Origin of the sequence: Caballeronia sp. LZ062 (assembly GCF_031450785.1) — a bacterium.
In the GTDB taxonomy this organism is placed as follows: Bacteria; Pseudomonadota; Gammaproteobacteria; order Burkholderiales; family Burkholderiaceae; genus Caballeronia.
Map to the genome: position 1 here is coordinate 173,160 of NZ_JARTWB010000003.1, position 19,850 is coordinate 193,009.

Below are 19,850 nucleotides of genomic sequence, written 5' to 3' on the forward strand. Positions count from 1 at the left end.
GCGCCTGCATCAGTCGATATAGCGCAAGCCCGCGCGCTGCAGCGGCTCACGCATGTTGTACATGTCGAGACCGAGCACGCCGTCCGCCAGCTTCGCGCGCTTCTCGCCTTCGAGCGCCTCGCGCGCCGTGGCCTTTTCCAGCACCTTTTGCGCCGATGCAGAAGGCACGACCACGACGCCGTCGTCATCCGCGACGATCACATCGCCCGGGGTGACCAACGCGCCCGCGCACACCACCGGAATGTTGACGGAGCCGAGCGTTGCCTTGACCGTGCCCTTCGCCGAAATCGCCTTACTCCATACGGGGAAGCCCATCTCCGTCAGCACGCGGACGTCGCGCACGCCACCGTCGATGATGAGCGCCCGCGCACCGCGCGCCTTGAAGCTCGTGGCGAGGAGGTCGCCGAAAAAGCCATCGGTGTTATCGGCGGTGCAAGCAGCCACGACGATATCGCCCGGCTGAATCTGTTCAGCCGCGACGTGCAGCATCCAGTTGTCGCCCGGCTGCAGAAGCACGGTCACTGCCGTGCCGCTCGCTTGCGCGCCCGTGTAGATGGGCCGCATATACGGCTTCATGAGCCCGACACGGCCCATGGCTTCATGAACGGTGGCCGAGCCGAGCGCGCCCAACTTCGTTGCGGCGTCGCCATCGGCGCGATTGATGTTGCGATACACCACTCCCAGTTCGTACATGTTCATTGTCCTTTTGCTTTGAGCGCGGCATCGAGGCGCGGATACACGCGGCGCGCGTTGCCTTCGTAAATCTTGTAGCGTGCTTCGGGCTGCATGGATGCCGCTTCGATATAGCGCTTCGTATCGTCGAAATAGTGCCCCGTTTCCGGATCGATGCCGCGCACTGCGCCGATCATCTCGCTCGCGAACAGAATGTTGTCGACCGGTATGACTCGCGTGAGCAGGTCGATGCCCGGCTGGTGATAGACGCACGTGTCGAAGAACACGTTGTTCAGCAAATGGTCCTTCAGCAAAGGCTTTTTCAGTTCCTGCGCGAGACCGCGAAAGCGTCCCCAGTGATACGGCACCGCGCCGCCGCCATGCGGAATCACGAAGCGCAGCGTCGGGAAATCCCGGAACAGATCGGACGTGAGGCACTGCATGAACGCGGTCGTGTCGGCGTTCAGATAATGCGCGCCGGTCGTATGAAAGCACGCGTTGCAACTAGTGCTCACATGGATCATCGCGGGGATGTCGTACTCGACCATCTTCTCGTAGATGGGATACCAGTAGCGGTCCGAAAGCGGCGGACTCGTCCAGTGTCCGCCAGACGGGTCCGGGTTCAGGTTGATCGCCACGTTGCCAAACTGCTCCACGCACTTCACGAGTTCGGGAATGCACGTCGCGATATCCACGCCGGGGCTTTGCGGCAGCATCGCCGCAGGAATGAAGCTGTCCGGAAAAAGCTGGCTCACGCGATAGCAGAGTTCATTGCAGATGGCGGCCCACGTGTTCGACACTTCGAAGTCGCCGATGTGATGCGCCATGAAGCTGGCACGCGGGCTGAAGATGGTCAGATCGAGCCCGCGCTCGCGCATCAGCCGCAGCTGGTTGCTTTCGATGGACTCGCGCAATTCGTCGTCGCTGATGTGCAGTTCGGACGGACGCGGCATCTCCGACGGATTCTTGATGCCCGCGATCTGCCGGTTGCGCCATGCCTCCAGCGCCTTTGGCGCGGTCGTGTAATGGCCGTGGATATCGATAATCATCTGTACTCCGGATCAATGTGCGGCGGTGGTCTGCGGGGCGGCATCGGCCGTGCGGCCCCGCTGTGCGACGAGAATGGCAATGGCGGCGAGCGTCGCGGGAACGGCGAGCATCGCGAGGATCGCGCCGAACTGCCAGCCAAGGCCGAGCAGCGCGCCGCCGAACGCGGAACCGAAGATGCTGCCGAAGCGGCCCATGCCGAGCATCCAACTCACGCCGGTGGCACGCGCGACCGTCGGATAGCGGCTCGGTGCGAAAGCGTTGAGACCCGTTTGCGCGCCGCTCATGCAAAAGCCCGCAGCGAATACGAGGATCGCGAGCGACGATGAGAGCGCGCCGATCCACGCCAGCCCGAGCACGCACAGCGCGCCGCCCAGATAAGCCGCGCTGATGACGGGCGCAGGGCGCACGCGGTCCATGATCCAGCCGACGATGATCGCGCCGATGGTGCCGCCGATCTGGAACATGGCCGTGATGTTCGCAGCCGCCGATACGGTCAGGCCCGCGTCTTTCATCAGCGTCGGCAGCCAGCCGGTGAGCAGGTAGATCACGAGCAAGCCCATGAAATACGTGACCCACAGCGCCGCGGTCAGGAGCCCGTAGCCGTGCGAGAACAGCACGCCGATAGGCCGCTTGGTCGGCAGCGGCGGTTCCGTCGAAACGAAGGTTTCATCGCCCTTGAAACGCACGCCGCAGACACGGCCCAGCACCTTGCCGACCTTTTGCGAAGTCGCGCCGCGCACCGCGAGCAGACGCGCCGATTCGGGCAGGAGCCAGATTTGCAGCGGAATCAGTACGAGCGGAAGCCCGCCACCGAAGACAAGCACCGAACGCCAGCCATGCGTCGGGATAAGCCAGCCCGCGACGAAGCCGATCAACGCGGAACCGAGATTGAAGCCCGTGAACATGATCGTGATGAGCAGCGCGCGCTTGCGTTGCGGTGCGTATTCGGAAAGAAGCGTCGTGGTGTTAGGCATCGCGGCGCCGAGACCGATGCCCGTGAGCACGCGCAACAACGCCATGGTCATCGGCGAATTCGTGAAGGCGGTGGCGATGGTGAACACGCCGAACAGGAACACCGATGTAATCAGGACTCCTTTTCTACCGATACGGTCCGACGCGGGTCCCGCAGCCAGCGCCCCGATCACGAGTCCGATGGGCGCGGCACTCATCACGAGTCCGAACGCGGGCCGCGAGATGTGCCAGTCCGCGATGATCGAGGGCGCGACGAAGCCCATGATGGCGACATCCATGCCGTCGGCGGTGACGACGAGAAAGCACAGCGCTACCAGCAGCCACTGGTAGGCGGAAATGGGCCGCTCGTCGATGAAGCCCTTGATGTCGATGGTCTTACCGCTAGTCATGTCGTGTCTCCGTGCGTCTATGTCGTTTTATTGTTTGCCCTGCTCTGCCTTGTCCCAGTCGAGCTTGCCGCCGCTCTTGCCCGCCACCGAATACAGTGCACCGGGCGCATTGCGCGTTTTCTGGAACTCTTCGAGCGTCTGGCCGCGCATCGCCGCATAGATATGCAGGTTCGACACGCCCGTCACCGCGCCGAGCTTCTCCAGCATGAAAAAGATCACGCCGTAATGCAGCAAGGCGCGCCAGTCGCGGCGGCGGATCATGTCGCGTTCTTCTTCACTCAGACCGGCGGCTTCGAAGCTCGCTTCGGGATCGCGCTGAAAGGCCTCGCGATGCGCGGGCTCGACCATGCGATGCAGATAATCGTTGATGCGATACGCACGCACGGCCGTTTCGATACTGAACGGATACGTGCCTTGCAGCTTTTCCACATCGGTGAGTTCGACCGCCATGCGCCGACGATGCCGCTCGATGATCGCGGGCTTCGTCTCGCTGTCCTCGCCTTCGTAGATGGCGGTGGCGATGCCGGCCATCGAAGGCAGGTAGTAGCTGCGATGCTTGCACACTACGTTGGACGACAGCGCGCCGCGCATGGTGAGCCACATGACGACTTCGGCGCCTTCATAGCCGCCCAGCTCCGCATACTCGGCGATGGTCATTTCGGCAAGCTGCTCGGGATCGCGTTCGAAAAGATCGAGGAAACGCTGGTCCCACTCCGTGTTGTTGAAGCCGGCGCGTTCGCCATGCACCTGATGGGATAGGCCGCCCGTCGCGAGAATCGCGACCTTGATGTCCTCCGGATAGCTTTCGATCGCGCGGCGCAGCGCCTGGCCGAGCTTGTAGAAGCGTCGCGCGCTCGGTATCGGCAGTTGCAGCACGCCCATTTGCAGCGGCACGATCTTCACGGGCCACTCGGGCTTGTGCGGGCACAGCATCGACAGCGGCGAAAAGCAGCCGTGGTCGAGCGCCTTGTTCTGGAAGAACGACATGTCGAACTCGTCGGTCATCAGCGAGCTGCCGATGTGCGCGGCGAGCGCGGGATGTCCCTTGATCGGCGGCAGATCGCGCGCGCCGCCGCCCTCGTCCGCGACGTGCCATTCGGGGCCTACGCCCAGCGCGAACGCCGAGTAGTGATCGAAGAAGAACGACGTGACGTGATCGTTGTAGATGGTCAGGATCACATCGGGGCGCTTCTCTTCGAGCCAGTTCGCAAGCGGCGCGAAGTTTTCGAAGATCGGCGCCCAGACAGGATCGTCGCGCTTGTTCTTGTCGAACGCGAAACCGATGGTGGGCGTGTGGGAGGCGGCGATGCCACCGATGATGCGGGCCATGTCGAGGGTGCTCCGTGAGGTGCCGGGCAGTCAGGCGCTCGTCGAATGCACGTGGCCCGGTGTGTTGCGAGAACTGAAGCCGACGATACGGCTCGCGAGGCGCGCGCGGAACTGCGCGTAAACCATGACTCACGACGGAGCTGAACGCAGAAAAAAAGATGGAGCGCCGCCCGGCGCGGGCGTGCGGGCGGGGTTTCTTCGCTTTGGAATCGGCATTCCGATAAGCAAAATCGATGGCCCGACAAAAAGGACGCAAACCGGCTGTATGGGCGGGTTGTTTGCAGCCGGAAACTCACCGGTGCAAGGAAACCGGATCTGTGGAAACGATGCAAGCGTATTGGTACTCGATCCGGCGCTCCGCTTCTACGGAGCGATTGCAGATGAACTTGTCGCAAGCGCACTGACCATTGCATTCGCAGAACTTCCCCTCTCGCTCGCACGTGCCCACGCTCACGCCGCTCGCCGCCTCCGATAGCCCTCGCTCCATTCAGACAAAACGGCGGGGCATCGCCGCCTCGGTTGCTGGCGAGATCGTCCAGTTGTCCATGAAGCGCAGGTGTCGCTCACGCCTCGCGTAATGCGCAGCGTGTCCGTCATGTCCGTGCAGACGCCCTCAGAGCAGTCAGCGTTCAAGAGATGGCTCGCGGCTTGGACGTACCAACCGTCGTAAGCACAAATCCGAGTGCGCAATTCTCATGCACTGGGAATCGTATTTTTGTCGCCCGGGAATACCGTGGCATCCTCCGCTATCGAAATCACTCTTCGTGGGCAATAACGCAAGGTGAAAGAGGAATCCACAGTCATCGGCGCCGAGCGTCTGCTTCTCGTGCTCACCGCGCTCGCGAACCACGGCAAGGCCATGTCCGTGAAGGACATGCTCGGCGCGACCGGCCTCGCGCAAAGCACGCTTTATCGTCAGGTCGCGCTGCTCAAACGCTGGGGCTTCGTGTCGGAGGACGCGGGCTACTATGCGCCCGGCCCCGTGAGCCTGCAGCTCGCACTCGGCTTCGACGTCAATTCGATGCTCGTCGAAGCAAGCCGCGAGGCCATGGTGCAGCTCTCGCGCGCAACCCAAGAAAGCGTGGGGCTCATCGTCGCCGTCAACGATCAGGTGATCTGCCTCGAAATGATCGAGAGCACGCACTCGCTGCGCTGCTCGTTCGAGAAAGGCCGTGCAGTGCCGTTGCGCGCGGGCGCATCCGCCAAATCGCTGCTTGCCTTCATGGCCGAGAAAACGCGCAACGAAACGCTGGAGCGCCAGTTCGCCGGCGACGACGCGGCGCGCGCCGCCCTCGAAGCGGAACTGGAGCGCATCCGTCTACGCGGTTACGCCGTGAGCGACAGCGAAGTCGATCCCGGCGTGTGGGGCGTAAGCGCGCCCGTGTTTCGACGCGTGTCGCGCGGCGCAGGCGCGAGCGCATCCATCACGCTGATGGCCCCGTCCTCGCGCGCCGAGGGCCGCGCCCAGCAACTCGCCGACTGGACCGTGCGCACGGCCAACGCCATTTCCGCCCGACTGCAATCCGCGTGAACCTCACTTCAACGACCGACCACACACTCTGGAGCCCACACATGAAACTGAAGAACCTCCTCTCCGCTGCGAGCCTCGGCATGGCGCTGTTGACGGCGGTCGCGCCCGGCACGGCATCCGCGCAGGATTCGAATGTACTCAACGTCGCGACCGACGCGACGTTCCCGCCGATGGAATTCGTCGACAAAGGCCAGCGCACGGGCTTCGACATCGACATCATGAACGCGCTCGCCAAGGCAATGGGCAAGCAGGTTCAGTGGACCGACATCGACTTCAAGGGGCTGATTCCAGGTCTCGTGGCGCACCGCTTCGACGCGGCGATCTCGGGCATCTACATCACGCCGGAGCGCGCGCAGGTCGTCGATTTCACGCAGTCGTATTTCGCGGGCGGTCTCTCCGCGCTCGTCAAGGCAGACTCATCGATCAAGAGCCTCGCCGATCTCAACGGCAAGAAAGTGACCGTGCACGTCGGCACGAAGTCGGTCAATTTCCTGCGTGACAACTATCCGCAGGTGCAGCGCGTGGAAGTGGAAAAGAACCAGGAGATGTTCGATCTCGTGGGTATCGGCCGCGCCGACGCCGCCGTCACGGGCAAGCCCGCCGCGTACCAGTTCGTGCGCACGCGCCCCGGTTTCCGCGTCCTCGACAAGGAGCTGACGACGGAAGCCTACGGCATCGCGGTGCGCAAGGATGAGCCGCAACTGCGCGACCAGATGAACGCCGCGCTCGCGAAGATCAAGGCGGACGGCACCTACGACGCCATCGTGAAGAAGTGGTTCGGCGCGAGCGCCAGCACGACCGCGAGCGCGAAGTAATCGGGCGGAACCGACTGATGCAACTCGACTTCACGCCGGCCTTCGCCGGTTGGGCCGATATCGCTCACGGCGCGCTGATCACGGTGGAAGTGACGGCCGCCGCGCTCGTGCTGTCGTGCCTACTCGGCCTCTTGATCGGCATTGGCCGGCTGTATCCGCAGCGGCGGCTCGTCTACGGCTTCTGCACCGGCTATCTGATCTTCTTTCGCGGCACGCCGCTGCTCGTGCAGTTGTTCCTGCTGTTCTTCGGCTTGCCGCAATTCAACATCCTTCTGCCCGCGTTCGTGTGCGGGATGCTCGGGCTCGGGCTGTATTCGGCCGCGTATGTGTCGGAGATCGTGCGCGGCGCGATTCAGTCCGTGGATCGCGGACAGATGGAGGCGGCGCGCTCCATCGGCATGTCGTCGGGGCAGGCCATGCGCGCCATCATCCTGCCGCAGGCGATCGTGCGCATGATTCCGCCGCTCGGCAACGAGTTCATCGCGCTGATCAAGAACTCGGCGCTGGTGTCGCTGCTGACCATCGACGACCTCATGCACGAAGGCCAGAAGATCATCAGCGTGTCGTACCGGTCGCTGGAGGTCTATATCGTGATCGCGCTCGTGTACCTCGTGCTCACACAGACGACCAACTTCATTCTTCATCGCGTCGAGCGCCGGCTTCGCGCAGGAGGCATGGTGCAATGACAACGGGCAGCGTCCAACCTATCGTCAGCATTCGCGAACTCACGAAGTCGTTCGGCGCGCATCGCGTACTGAACGGCATCGACTTCGACATTCAGCCGAGCCAGGTCGTGGTGGTGATCGGTCCGAGCGGTTCCGGCAAGAGCACGTTTTTGCGCTGCTGCAACGGGCTGGAGCAGCCCGAGCGCGGCACGATCGATATCTGCGGGCACCGGCTCGTCAGTCACGGCACGATGCTCAAGGACCGCGCGCTCAACGCGCTGCGCACCGAAGTGGGCATGGTGTTCCAGTCGTTCAACCTGTTCCCGCATCTTTCGGTGCTGCACAACATCACGGTGGGTCCGCGGATGCTGCGGGGAGCCTCGAAAGCCGACGCGGAAGCCGCCGCGCTTGCCCTGCTCAAGAAGGTGGGCCTCGAGCACAAGGCGCATGCGATGCCCGCGAGCCTTTCGGGCGGCCAGAAGCAGCGCGTCGCCATCGCGCGCGCATTGGCGATGCAGCCGCGCGTCATGCTCTTCGACGAACCGACTTCGGCGCTCGACCCCGAACTCGTGGGCGAAGTGCTGCAGGTCATGAAGCTGCTCGCATCGGAAGGCATGACGATGCTCGTCGTCACGCACGAAATGGGCTTCGCGAAGGAAGTGGCGGATGTCGTGGTCGTGATGGACGGCGGCGAGATCGTCGAAGCGGGACCGCCCGCTCAGATTTTCTCGACGCCGTCGCAGCCTCGCACGCGCTCGTTCCTGCAGGCCGTGCTGTCGCGCGCATGAACCTGACCTTGATACGCGGCGATGCGCTCGTGGCGTCGCCGTGGAAGAACGGCGGCGGCATCACGCGCGAGATCGCGTCCCGTGAACACGCCTGGCGCGTGAGCATGGCCGATATCGATCGTGACGGGCCGTTCTCCCGTTTCGACGGCATCGACCGGCTGTTGATGGTGCTCGACGGCGTGGGCGTGACGCTCGGCGGCCCTCGCCTCCTGCAGGCATTCGACGTCGAGCGCTTTCCCGGCGAAACGCCCGTTGCGGCGCATCTCGCGAGCGGGCCGGTGCGCGTGCTGAATGTGATGACGCACCGCGGCGTCGCGCGGGCCTCGGTCGATATCCTGCGCACGCCGGGCCGCCAGCGGCTCGCCGCCGATACGGCGCTGCTGCTTTGCGCGCAGGGTTCGCTGGAAGTGCGGGCCGGCGCGACGCGCATCGCGCTGACCCGATTCGACACGCTTCGCATCGACCGCGCGGATGCCGTCGAAATCGATATACAAGGAGACGGCGTGGCGGTGTGCACGTCCCTGGATACGGAAGTTGACTCATGAATTCATCCACGAAATCGCTTTTCGCGGCGCATGCGCTGCTGCCGGATGGCTGGCGCACCAACGTGCTGCTCGAATGGAGCGACGTCGGCACGCTCGTCGCCGTCACGCCCGATACCACTGTCGTTCCGGCCGACGCCGCGCGGGCGGCGGGGCCGGTGCTCCCCGGCATGCCGAATCTGCATTCGCACGCGTTTCAGCGCGCCATGGCGGGCCTCACCGAATATCGCGCCAATCCCACGGACAGTTTCTGGAGCTGGCGCGACCTGATGTACCGCTTCGCCGCGCGCATCACGCCGGAAACGCTCGGTGCAATCGCGCGCTGGCTGTATGTCGAGATGCTCAAGGCGGGATACACGTCGGTCTGCGAGTTCCACTACGTGCACCACGCGCAGGACGGCAGCCGCCACGCGCACCCGGCCGAAATGGCGCAGCGCGTGGTGGATTCCGCGAGCGAAACCGGCATCGGCATGACCATGCTGCCGGTGCTCTACCAGTACAGCGGCTTCGGCGCGCAGCCGCCGCGCGCCGACCAGCGCCGCTTCATCAACGAGACCGACGCCTTTCTCGAACTTCTCGGCTCGTTGCGCGCGGCGCGTCCGGAGAACGGCGCGCTGCGCTACGGGATCGCGCCGCATTCGCTGCGCGCCGTCTCCGAGGATGCATTGCGGGCGGCGCTCGACGGGCTCGATGCCGTGTCGCCGGGCGCGCCCGTGCACATTCACATCGCGGAGCAAACCGCGGAAGTCGATGCCTGTCTCGCGGCGCTCGGCGCGCGGCCCGTTCAATGGCTGCTCGACCGTTTCGATGTCGACGCGCGCTGGTGCCTGGTGCATGCGACGCACGTCGACGAAGCCGAAACGCTCGCGCTCGCGAAGAGCGGCGCGATCGCCGGCCTGTGCCCCACGACCGAAGCCAATCTCGGCGACGGACTGTTCCCTGCCATCGACTACCTCGATGCAGGCGGCGCGTTCGGCATCGGCTCGGACAGCCATATCGGCGTCGACTGGCGTTCCGAATTGCGTCTGCTCGAATATGGCCAGCGGCTCACGCGGCGTCAACGCAATGTGCTGGCTTCGCCGCGGACTTCGCATGTGGCGGACCGCCTGTATCAGAGCGCGCTCGCGGGCGGCGCGCGGGCGACCGGCCGCGCGTGCGGCGCTCTCGAGGCGGGCGCGCGAGCGGACTGGATCGTGCTCGATCCCGATCATCCCGATCTCGCCGAGAAGACCAGCGCGACGTGGCTCTCGTCCGCCGTCTTCTGCGAGCACGGCGAAACACCGGTGCGCGATCTCTTCGTGGGCGGCGAACAGGTGATCCGCGAGCGGCGTCATCGCGACGAAGCCGCACATTACGCGAACTATCGCCGGGCGCTGGCGCAGCTTCTCGCCGACGCCTGACGCAACCGTCATCCGATCTCAAGACGACATGAACGATCTCTTCTCACTCGAACGCGGCGATGCGCCGCTCCTGATCTCGATTCCTCATCTGGGCACGCACATTCCCGATGCCCTGCGCGACCGGTACACGGACATTGCGCTGACGGTCGCGGATACCGACTGGCATCTCGACCGCCTTTATGGATTCGCCCGCGCGATGGGCGCGACGATTCTCGGCGCGCGCGTGTCGCGCTACGTGATCGACCTGAACCGCCCTTCGAACGACGAGAGCCTGTATCCCGGGCAGACCACGACATCGCTGTGCCCGACCGAGACCTTTCGCGGCGCGCCGCTGTATCGCGAGGGCTGCGCGCCGGACGTGGCCGAGCGTGATCGTCGCGTGGCCGCATATTGGCAGCCGTATCATCACGCGCTGAAGGAGGAACTTGCGCGTCTGCGACGTCAGCACCCGAACGTGCTGCTGTGGGAAGCGCACTCGATCGCGAGCGTGCTGCCGCGTCTTTTCGAAGGCAAGCTGCCGGATCTGAACATCGGGACGCAGGATGGCCGGACCGCCGCGCGATCCGTGCAGGAAGCTGTGGAGCGCGCCGCCGCGGCGAGTCCGTTCACCTGGGTCGTCAACGGCCGTTTTAAGGGCGGCTTCATCACGCGGCATGGCGGGGCGCCGCACGACGGCGTGCATGCGGTGCAGTTGGAAATGTGCCAGTCCACCTACATGAGCGAGGACCCGCCGTTCGAATACCTGCCCGAGGTGGCGCGTAAGGTGGAGCCGGTTGTGCGCGGCATGATGAGCGGTGCGCTGGACGCCATTGTGGCGCTCAATAGGGGCGGCGCGGGGGCGGACTGAGCGCGGTGCGTTTTCTGCCGGCGGGCATCCGGCGTCGGCACCGGCCGTTGAAGCCAGTGCAGTCTATTGGCGGCATCGTGATGCCGCACGAAGGTGTTGCTCGCGTGGGAGCGGGACGACGGCGAGCGAGTCAGAGGGCGAGCCACCATCAATACTGCTCACCGCACGCGCGATTTTGCAGCAACACATTCGGCTTCGATTCTTCTCAATGCCGCGCAGCATGTACGTGACCAGATCCCAGCCGCCATCGACTGACAAGCCGATGTGGCACACGCGCACGTACCGGTCATGAAACAGTAGCCGCGTCAGCGTTTCCCGTACGGAAGTCCGCACGGTGCATCCCATCGTGCGCGCGCCTGCGGAACATGACGATCGACCGAGGCCAACTGGTCATCATCGCAAGTCAAGCGGTGCCCGACTGCAAGTTTATGCAAGAGGCCGGTGTCATCCTGAACGCAAGGCAATGTCGACACATTAGGCAATGGTAATCAGACGAACTACACGGTCTAGAGGTTCAGCGTGACCGTATTCGCCCCGGGGCACTGGTCAACGCCGTCGCGCCAGAATTAATCGACACACCGGTTCTCGCGACGGAACCGACGAAACGCGTCAAAGGATCAGAAGCCATCTCCCATCACGGCGCGTTTCTCTCGAGCGATGAAGTTCGCTCTATCGACGCGCCCGATCAAGCTTTCAAGCGGCATACGCACTCGCCTCGCCAATCACCGACTGTCCGGCCGTGAGCCGCGCCCGTTCGCGACCTGCATGAAGAAATTGTCCTCGCAGCACCTTTTCGAGTCCGAATGTGACCTCGCGCGGCCCGGATACCGCCACTACCATCAAATGGCTTCGACCCGTGACATGCGTCGGTCGCGTTCCACGAGTCAAGCCAGTCAGCGGCCTGATGCCGTTAATAGAAAAAAACGCGCCCACGTGCGACGTTCATTATTACGGAGACACCATGGCAACACGTCAGTGCTGCATTTCGAGGGCCTCGCGCGTCATCGCGGCCATCGTCACTTCCGCGGCTTCGGCATACAGCATCGGTGCGACTCTGCCAGCGGGACAGGAAGCCGCCTGCCAGCGTCTTCAGGGCTTCGTGGTCCCCGCTTCGGAAATTGGCGAGCCCACTTCCGGAGCGAGCGTGACCGCGGTCAAATCGGTCGCCGCGAGCGGAAGCGGAGCAAGCGCGTTACCCGACTACTGTGAGGTGACAGGAAAGATATCCCCGGTGGACAGGTCCGCGCCCGACATCCAGTTCAAAGTGGCGCTTCCCGCCGGGTGGAACGGCAAGGTCGTGATGTTCGGCGGCGGCGGATTCGACGGCACCATCCCCAATGTCGCGGGCAACGTACCCAATGGTCCTGTCGATGCGCCGGTTCCTCTCGGCCGCGGTTATGCGACCTTCGCCAGCGACTCGGGGCATCAGGCTAACGCTTTGGGCTCGCAGGACGGACGCTTCGGTTTGAACGACGAGGCGGTGCGGAACTTCGGCGGCGATGCGCTCAAGAAAACCCACGACGCGGCACTCGCGATCATCGAAGCCCGCTATGCGCGTTTGCCCCGCAAGGCCTATTTCGCCGGCGGATCGACTGGCGGGCGCGAGGCAGTGACGGCCATTCAGCGTTGGCCGCAGGATTGGGACGGTGCAATTGCATGTTACCCCGCATGGGACGACGCAGCCGCGCTGCTCGGAGGCCAGCGCATGAGCCGCGCGCTGGCGAAACCGGGCGCGTATCTGTCGGTGGGTAAGCGCCAGGCCGTGTACGACGCGGCGATGCAGGCTTGCGATGCGCTCGACGGCGTGGCCGACGGCCTCATCAGCGACCAGCGGCAATGCAATGAGCGATTCGATCCGTCTGTCGCTACGCTGAACGGTGCGCCGCTGCGCTGCCCGAGGGGCGCAGACACCGGAGATCATTGCTTGTCAGACGCGCAAATCGAGGCGTTGAAGACAATCAATTCACCCACGTTGCTGCGGTTTCGGCTGGCGAGCGGCGAGACTTACTATCCCGGGTATAACGTGTGGGGCGCCGATCTTGGCATCACGACCCGCACTTCACCGGTCGAACCGGTGGTCACGTTCCTCGCATTCGGAACTTCGCAGCCGGCCGAGCCGATGCCGCTCACAGCGCCCTACATCAGCGTTCTCACCGATCAATGGATCGAATATGCGGTCACGCGCGATCCGAACTTCAATTCGCTGTCGCTCGACCCGGAGCAACCGGGCGTGTGGGCCAACCGTATCAGCGATCTGAGCCAGCAACTCGACGCAAGCACCGATATCGCAGCTTTCAGGCGGCGTGGCGGCAAGCTCCTGCTCGTTCACGGACAATCCGATGTACTCGTCAGCACCCGTGCTACGGAGTTGTACTATCGACGGCTGCAAGAGCAGTTCGGTGTCCACCGCGTCGATTCGTTCGTCCGCTTCTATGAGATCCCCGGCATGGGCCACGCTGCCAGCAGCACCTTCAATGCCACCTGGGACTCTCTGTCGGCGCTCGCGCAGTGGGTCGAGAGAGACAGGGAGCCAGTCGCGCAGGTGACGACCGACACGGCCGGCGTGCCGGGCCGCACGCGACCGCTCTGCGACTATCCAAAGTGGCCCCGGTATGAAGGCGGTGACGTCAACGACGCTGCTTCCTTCCGGTGTGTGCATTAAGCGAGAAAGAGCCGTCGAGCACGGGCAACGACGGCCATTTTGCTCGGTCGATCCGTGCCGTTTGCGACGCTTCATTGGTTCGGCAAAGGCTTAATGCGCGGCACTCGCGGTACCGTTTCAACGAGCCTCGAAGAGCACGCCGTCGCCCGGCGTGCATCCTCTTGACGAGAGAACCGACCGGCAGCGCTTGCCTTGTCCTGCTCAAAGCGTGCCGCGCCCGCTGAATGCGAAGCGGGCGTCACCACATTTCGCGTTGAGCGGCCGCTAGCCGGATCGAACGTGGCGTCCGGGCATTGTGAATGGACATGTTTTGCAACGTCCGGCAAGCGACGTCAGGACGGTCCTGACGTTCGCATAAGAGGGACGCGAAGCTCGGGAAATCGGTAAGCGGGACGGTGTTTCGCTTTCGAACCGACGAATAGCGCAACATCGCCCGTCCGAATTCGGCGACCGCGTTCTGGCCTGCCATGCGTCAGAGGGCAAACCACATTGCGAGGCGCAAGTGCTTACCGAGCCGCACCCAGTCAGCGACTGATTAAGGATTTGGCTCAACGCGAACGTGACCCCGCGGCTGACTCGCCAGCAGCATCTTCCGAACTGAGTTCCAAAGAGCTGTACTTCAAATCCGCGTGACCTATTCGGCCGCCGCCTCCACCTCCACATGTTCGGGTTCAAACCCCTGTTCGCTAACTGCGAGCCTGACAATCTCTGGGCTCGCGCAACCACTAATCCCACCGATCACGTCTCCATTGACGATCAGATGCCCGGACCATTGCCCGCTCGGCGCACGAAATATCTTGAGTATGAGCGACTTCATTGAATTAGAACCTATGACGTGAAAGACGAGGCAGCGTGATGAGCTCGCCGAGAAGTCGCCTGCCAATGCTCCGATACGCAATGCAGATAACCACCATGCCACGGCGGACATTGCGCGGCCACACCTGATAGAACGGCAAATGCACGTCCACGAAAGCAGAAAGCAGAAAGCGCCCTAACTTTGCAGGCGCTCAGCCTACGAACGGCAGCTTGCGCTCACGCGCCTGCGCCAGCATCGATACGGTGATCTTCCGCACCTCCAGCTTGCTCTGCGTGATGTGCGAGCGCAGCAGCATGGCCGCTTCACCGCACTTGCCACGGTCGATGAAGCGAAGCATCTTCGCGTGTTCCTCGTAAGTTGCGCTGGTGCGGTGCGGCTTCAGAAAATCCAGACGGCGCACGATGCGGATGCGCTCCGTCACTTCGTCGTGCACGCGCAGCATCTCGCCGTTGCCGCTTGCGCGAACGAGTCCGCGATGGAAGTCCTCGTCCATGCTGAACATCGCGACGGGATCGGTTTCGCGCGCCTCGGGCGGCACGCACCACACGGCCTTCAGCGCACCGATGTGCGGATGTGGCGGCGCAGTCGACGCGAGCTTGTCGAGCGAAGCGGTCTCGAGCACGATCCGCAAATCATAGAGTTGGTCGAGCTGCGCGAAGTCGATCTCGGACACCTTCCAACCGCGCCTGAAACCCACTTCCAGATAGCCTTCGCGCAACAGGCGAAACAGCGCATCGCGCATCGGCGTGCGGGACACGCCGTAGTATTGCGCAATGTCCGTCTCGGAGAACCGGTCGCCCGGAAACAGGCGAAAGTTGAAGATGTCCTGCTTCAGCCGCTGGTACACCTGTTCGGCGAGCGGATTCGCGGCCTGAATGACGCGCACGGTGGCGCGTTCCATGAGTTTGGACGATTCGATTCCGGGTCTCCTGCAAGGGCTGCTCGAAGGGTTGCTCAAAGGCTAATCGAAGGGCTTCCTCTGGGCGTTTCGATCAAGCTCACGTGCGCGGCGACGATCATCCATCCCGCGAATGCGTTCGTCCTGTCCGAAAGCCGCGCCCATGTCTGCATCTGGCGGCCAAGCAAGGGCGTCGCGTCGCTCGTGAACTCGGTGCTCACCGTGGCATGATCTGCGCCGAATGTCGTCACCACCGTGCGATGCAGCCGCCGGGAACGAGGCACCGGCGCACAGGTCTCGCGCCACTGGCGAATGGCATCGCCGCCATGCTGCACTTCCGCGATGCCGTAGCGCACCGTTTGCGGCGCGTGCCAGAAGAGCGCGTTCATCGTGGCGATATCGTTATCGACGAGCGCCCGTTCATATGCAACGAACGCCCGCTCCACTTCAGCTACGATATCCGGGCGGTTCACTTCCATCGTCATGGGTCAGGCTTCCTTTAGATCGGCAAGTGTCGCCGTCCATCCGACGATACCGCCTTGCGAGCGAATCATCTCGATCGTCGCGGTCTTGAACGCGGGAATGTAGCTCGCCGTCGCATCCTCGATCAGCACGCATTCGTAGCCGCGGTCGTTCGCTTCCCGCATACTCGTCTGCACGCACACTTCGGTCGTCACGCCCGCGAAGACCAGATGCGTGATGCCGCGTTGCGCCAGTTCTTCGCCGAGACGCGTCGCATAGAACGCGCCTTTGCCCGGCTTGTCGATCACCAGCTCGTTCGCGACGGGCGCAAGCTCATCGACGATGGCGTTGCCCGGCTCGCCGCGCACGAGGATGCGGCCCATCGGTCCCATATCGCCGATGCGCGCCTGCGGTGCGCCGCGCAGCCGCTTCGCAGCGGGACAATCAGAAAGATCCGGCGCATGCGACTCGCGCGTATGCACAACGAGCCAGCGCTCGTTGCGCGCGTGGTCGATGAGCCGCGCCACCGTCGGCACAATCGACGCGAGCAGCGACACATCGTTGCCGAGCGCTTCGCCGAAGCCGCCGGGCTCGATGAAATCGCGCTGCATGTCGATGACGATCAACGCGGTATGCGACGCCTCGAAGATGAACGGCGCCGGCCGGGCGCGCGTGATGGTCGGCACGGCGTCACCGCTCGTAGCGTCGTTCGGGCGCCGGAAACCCGCACGGCGTGCCGTCCGTGACGACGACATCCGCTTCCCACGGCAAGCGATATTCCCCGCGCACCATGTCCTGCATGAACGTGTACGGGCAATCCTGCGCGCCGCCCTTCACGGCCACATAGCCGCGATGCCCCAACTGATAGATGTTGTTCTCGACGCCCCAGTGAATGCGCGCTTCGCGCACGAGATCGGGCCGCATTTCGCACGTGATGATTTCGTCGGGACGATGGCTGCCTTCCACCATCACCGCGCCGTCGAAATCGCAGAACATGCCCTCGCCCATCGAGTCGAAGGTGCCGTCGCTGCCGCACAGACACACGCTCGCGGTCTGCGCGAGATTCTGGAACGCGTTCGACTGATTGGTGATCTTCCATGCATGCCGGATCGGCGCGGTATAACCGGCCGTGCGCAGAATGATCTCCGCGCCCTTGTACGCGGCTTCGCGCGCCATCTCCGGAAACATGCCGTCGTGACAGATGATGAGCGAGAGCTTCGCGCCCTTCGGCCCGATGCACACCGGCACGCCGACATTGCCCGGCTCCCACGGCTCGACCGGCACCCACGGATGCATCTTGCGGTAGTACAGCGCGATCTCGCCCTGATCGTCGATGATGATGCCGCTGTTATACGGATTGCCGCCCGGATTGCGCTCCATGATGGAGAAGCATCCCCAGATGCGATGCTCGACGCAGGCCGCCTTGAATGCCGCCACTTCGGGGCCGTCGAGCGAGCACATGATGGCGTCGTCGGTGCTCATCGACAGACCGTGCAGCATGTATTCGGGGAACACGACGAGATCCATCGCCGGATTGTTGCGCCGCGCCTTGCCCACCATCTCGACGATGCGCCGCGTCTGCGCGGCGAGCTGCGCAGGCGTCGCCACATCCGGATTCTGCAACTGCACGAGTCCCACGACGATGCCTTGCGGCGACTTGTTCAACCCACCGAGACCGCTCGAACTCATTCTTCCTTGCTCCTTTCTTTATGCGTGGACGGTGACGGGCACGGACGTATCGCGCGTGGCGCTTTCGACGTGGCCTGCCATGTGTCTTCCCAACGCGACGCGATCCGCGCCGCTTGCAGCCGTTTCATGAACGAGCCGGCCTTCCGCGATCACCGCGATGCGGTCCGCCAGTTCCAGCAGTTCATCGAGGTCTTCGCTGACGAGCAGCACGGCCGCGCCGCTATCGCGTGCGGCGAGGATGCGCGCGTGAATGTCCGCCACCGATGCGAAGTCGAGCCCGAACACCGGATTCGCGACGATCAGCACATCGACCGCCTGTCCGAGTTCGCGCGCGAGCACCGCGCGCTGCACGTTGCCGCCCGACAGCGTGCCGATGGCGCGGGCAGGCACCGGCGGCCTGACGTTGAATTCGGCGATGAGCCGTTCGGCCCGCTCGCGCATCGCGCGGCGATCGAGCCGCCAGCCGTGGCGCTTCATCGGCGCGCGATCGAAGTCCCGCAGCGCGAGGTTATCCGCAACGCTCATGTTCGCGACGCAGGCGTTTCGCAACGGTTCCTCGGGCAGCGCGAACACGCGCAGCCGCGTCATTTCCGCCCGCGTCGCGCGATACGGCTTGCCGTGCATGCGCATCTCGCCCGCCACGACGCGCCGCTGGCCGACGAGCGCCTCGATCAATTCCTTTTGTCCGTTGCCCGATACGCCCGCGATGCCGAGGATCTCGCCCGACTTCACCGCGAGCGAGACTTCGCGCACCGCAGCATGTCCGCGATCGTCGATGACGCTCAGGTTTCGCAACGCGAGGCGCACGGGCGCATCCGACGGACAAGGCTTTCGTGCAGGCCGCGTCTGGACCAGTTCTGGATCGTCCGATGCGGCTTCGCCGCCCATCATCCATGCCGCGAGCCGGTCGCGGCTCGTGTCCGCCACCGCGCTCGTGCCGACGAGCCGGCCTTTGCGCAGCACGGTGACGTCATCGGCGTAGGCCATCACTTCCCGGAACTTGTGCGTGATCATCAGCACCGTCAGTTCGCCGCGCGCGGCGAGATCGCGCATCAGGCCGAGCACTTCGTCGGCTTCCTGCGGCGTCAGCACGGAAGTCGGTTCGTCGAGAATCAGAAAACGCTGCTGGAGATACAGCTGCTTCAGGATTTCGAGCTTCTGCTTTTCGCCTGCGGCAAGACCGGCGACCGGCGCGTCGAGCGGCAGACGGAAGGGCATCGACCGCATGAAGGCTTGGAGCGCCGCGCGTTCCTTCGCCCAGTCGATCTTCCACGGCAGACGTCCGCGCGCGAGCAGCAAATTTTCTTCCACCGACAAGCCCGCCGCCAGCGTGAAATGCTGATAGACCATGCCAATGCCGAGCGCCTGCGCATCGCGCGGCGACGCGATCTTCACCTGCCGCGCATCCGCGATAATCTCGCCGTCGTCGAGCACGCCATAGCCGACGAGCCCTTTCACGAGCGTGCTCTTGCCCGCGCCGTTCTCGCCGAGCAGCGCATGGACGGTGCCCGCGCGCACCCTGAGCGTCACGCCGTCGAGCGCGGTGAAGGCGCCGAAGCGTTTCGTCGCGCCTAGCACTTCGACGCCCATCGCCCTCATCGAAGCATTCATGGCCGGCTTCCCAGCGCGGCAAGCAGCGCCTTTGAATCGGACACCGTGCCGAACACGCCGCCCTGCATCAGCACCATGTTGAGCGCCGCGTCGTGGTTGCCCCGGTCGGTCGCGCCGCAGCAGTCCGCCAGAATCGTGCACTCGAAGCCGCGGTCGTTCGCTTCGCGCATCGTCGTGTGGACGCAGACGTCCGTCGTGATGCCGGTCAGCACCAGATTGACGATGCCGCGCGTGCGCAGCACCATTTCGAGGTCGGTGGCGCAGAACGAGCCTTTGCCCGGCTTGTCGATGACGATCTCGCCATCTACCGGCTTCAGTTCGTCGATGATTTCCCAGCCCGGTTCGCCGCGCACGAGGATTCTTCCGCACGGTCCTTCATCGCCGATGCCCACGCCTTGCGTTCCCGCGCGGCGGCTTCTCCATCGCTTGTTGGCGGGCAGGTCCGAGAGATCCGGCCGATGCCCCTCGCGCGTGTGGATGATCGTGAAGCCCTGCTCGCGCATCAGCGTGAGGACGTTTTTGATCGGCTCGATGGGGGCGCGCGTCATCGAGAGGTCGTAGCCCATCTTGTCCACATAACCGCCGACGCCGCAGAAATCCGTCTGCATGTCGATGATGACGAGCGCGGTGTTCGTGGGGAGCAGGTTGCCGTCGTAAGGCCACGGATAGGGCCGTGCTTCGATGAAGCGGGTCATGGGTTCGCTCCGCGAT

General features: G+C 64.0%; 18 protein-coding genes. 8 read left to right on the top strand and 10 right to left on the bottom strand.

Features of this window, described 5'->3' with window-relative positions; translation table 11 throughout:
• Positions 1–9: 9 nt before the first annotated feature.
• The 4 genes from ligK to P9239_RS20995 are packed head-to-tail and all read right to left on the bottom strand — an operon-like array spanning position 10 to position 4,412.
• Positions 10–693, bottom strand: a complete 684-nt coding sequence (gene ligK, locus P9239_RS20980) for a 4-carboxy-4-hydroxy-2-oxoadipate aldolase/oxaloacetate decarboxylase (RefSeq protein ID WP_309754463.1) — start codon at positions 691–693, stop codon at positions 10–12.
• A 2-nt stretch (positions 694–695) separates the two neighbouring features.
• Positions 696–1,721 carry an amidohydrolase family protein gene (locus P9239_RS20985; protein WP_309754465.1) on the bottom strand — a complete coding sequence of 342 codons (1,026 nt, stop codon included), beginning with the start codon at positions 1,719–1,721 and terminating at the stop codon, positions 696–698.
• Between the two features lie 12 nt (positions 1,722–1,733).
• Positions 1,734–3,083 (bottom strand): aromatic acid/H+ symport family MFS transporter, encoded by a 1,350-nt coding sequence (locus P9239_RS20990; protein ID WP_309754466.1) that lies wholly within the window; start codon positions 3,081–3,083, stop codon positions 1,734–1,736.
• Between the two features lie 27 nt (positions 3,084–3,110).
• Positions 3,111–4,412 carry a gallate dioxygenase gene (locus tag P9239_RS20995; RefSeq protein WP_309754467.1) on the bottom strand — a complete coding sequence of 434 codons (1,302 nt, stop codon included), beginning with the start codon at positions 4,410–4,412 and terminating at the stop codon, positions 3,111–3,113.
• 781 nt (positions 4,413–5,193) lie between these two features.
• Here P9239_RS20995 and P9239_RS21000 point away from each other — a divergent pair.
• The 8 genes from P9239_RS21000 to P9239_RS21035 all read left to right on the top strand — a co-directional run bounded on the left by P9239_RS21000 (position 5,194) and on the right by P9239_RS21035 (position 13,662).
• Positions 5,194–5,943 (top strand): IclR family transcriptional regulator, encoded by a 750-nt coding sequence (locus P9239_RS21000; RefSeq protein ID WP_309754468.1) that lies wholly within the window; start codon positions 5,194–5,196, stop codon positions 5,941–5,943.
• A gap of 41 nt (positions 5,944–5,984) precedes the next feature.
• Positions 5,985–6,758 carry a transporter substrate-binding domain-containing protein gene (locus P9239_RS21005; protein ID WP_309754470.1) on the top strand — a complete coding sequence of 258 codons (774 nt, stop codon included), beginning with the start codon at positions 5,985–5,987 and terminating at the stop codon, positions 6,756–6,758.
• 17 nt (positions 6,759–6,775) lie between these two features.
• Complete coding sequence (locus tag P9239_RS21010) at positions 6,776–7,444, top strand: amino acid ABC transporter permease (RefSeq protein WP_309754472.1); 669 nt, start codon at positions 6,776–6,778, stop codon at positions 7,442–7,444.
• Positions 7,441–8,211 carry an amino acid ABC transporter ATP-binding protein gene (locus tag P9239_RS21015; protein ID WP_309754473.1) on the top strand — a complete coding sequence of 257 codons (771 nt, stop codon included), beginning with the start codon at positions 7,441–7,443 and terminating at the stop codon, positions 8,209–8,211. The genes P9239_RS21010 and P9239_RS21015 overlap by 4 nt, the downstream gene beginning before the upstream one ends.
• Positions 8,208–8,756 carry a HutD family protein gene (locus P9239_RS21020; protein ID WP_309754474.1) on the top strand — a complete coding sequence of 183 codons (549 nt, stop codon included), beginning with the start codon at positions 8,208–8,210 and terminating at the stop codon, positions 8,754–8,756. The genes P9239_RS21015 and P9239_RS21020 overlap by 4 nt, the downstream gene beginning before the upstream one ends.
• Complete coding sequence (locus tag P9239_RS21025) at positions 8,753–10,153, top strand: formimidoylglutamate deiminase (RefSeq protein WP_309754476.1); 1,401 nt, start codon at positions 8,753–8,755, stop codon at positions 10,151–10,153. The genes P9239_RS21020 and P9239_RS21025 overlap by 4 nt, the downstream gene beginning before the upstream one ends.
• Before the next feature lie 28 nt (positions 10,154–10,181).
• A complete protein-coding gene (gene hutG, locus P9239_RS21030) occupies positions 10,182–11,000 on the top strand; it encodes an N-formylglutamate deformylase (protein WP_309754478.1) in 819 nt (272 codons plus the stop codon).
• 961 nt (positions 11,001–11,961) lie between these two features.
• Entirely contained in the window at positions 11,962–13,662 is a 1,701-nt protein-coding gene (locus P9239_RS21035; protein ID WP_309754480.1) for a tannase/feruloyl esterase family alpha/beta hydrolase, read from the top strand.
• Positions 13,663–14,669: 1,007 nt separating this feature from the next.
• On the opposite strand, the gene P9239_RS21040 is transcribed toward P9239_RS21035, so the two are convergent.
• The 6 genes from P9239_RS21040 to P9239_RS21065 are packed head-to-tail and all read right to left on the bottom strand — an operon-like array spanning position 14,670 to position 19,834.
• The gene (locus P9239_RS21040) at positions 14,670–15,380 is read right to left on the bottom strand and encodes a GntR family transcriptional regulator (protein WP_309754482.1); all 711 of its coding nucleotides are present in this window, start codon (positions 15,378–15,380) and stop codon (positions 14,670–14,672) included.
• Between the two features lie 53 nt (positions 15,381–15,433).
• Positions 15,434–15,856 carry an oxalurate catabolism protein HpxZ gene (gene hpxZ / locus P9239_RS21045; protein ID WP_309755530.1) on the bottom strand — a complete coding sequence of 141 codons (423 nt, stop codon included), beginning with the start codon at positions 15,854–15,856 and terminating at the stop codon, positions 15,434–15,436.
• A gap of 9 nt (positions 15,857–15,865) precedes the next feature.
• Positions 15,866–16,525 carry a cysteine hydrolase gene (locus P9239_RS21050; protein WP_309754484.1) on the bottom strand — a complete coding sequence of 220 codons (660 nt, stop codon included), beginning with the start codon at positions 16,523–16,525 and terminating at the stop codon, positions 15,866–15,868.
• Between the two features lie 4 nt (positions 16,526–16,529).
• Positions 16,530–17,528, bottom strand: a complete 999-nt coding sequence (locus P9239_RS21055) for a formamidase (protein WP_309754486.1) — start codon at positions 17,526–17,528, stop codon at positions 16,530–16,532.
• 18 nt (positions 17,529–17,546) lie between these two features.
• Complete coding sequence (locus P9239_RS21060) at positions 17,547–19,127, bottom strand: ABC transporter ATP-binding protein (protein WP_404980125.1); 1,581 nt, start codon at positions 19,125–19,127, stop codon at positions 17,547–17,549.
• Between the two features lie 8 nt (positions 19,128–19,135).
• On the bottom strand, positions 19,136–19,834 hold the full coding sequence (locus P9239_RS21065; protein ID WP_309754490.1) for an isochorismatase family cysteine hydrolase: 699 nt from the start codon (positions 19,832–19,834) through the stop codon (positions 19,136–19,138).
• Positions 19,835–19,850 lie beyond the last annotated feature (16 nt).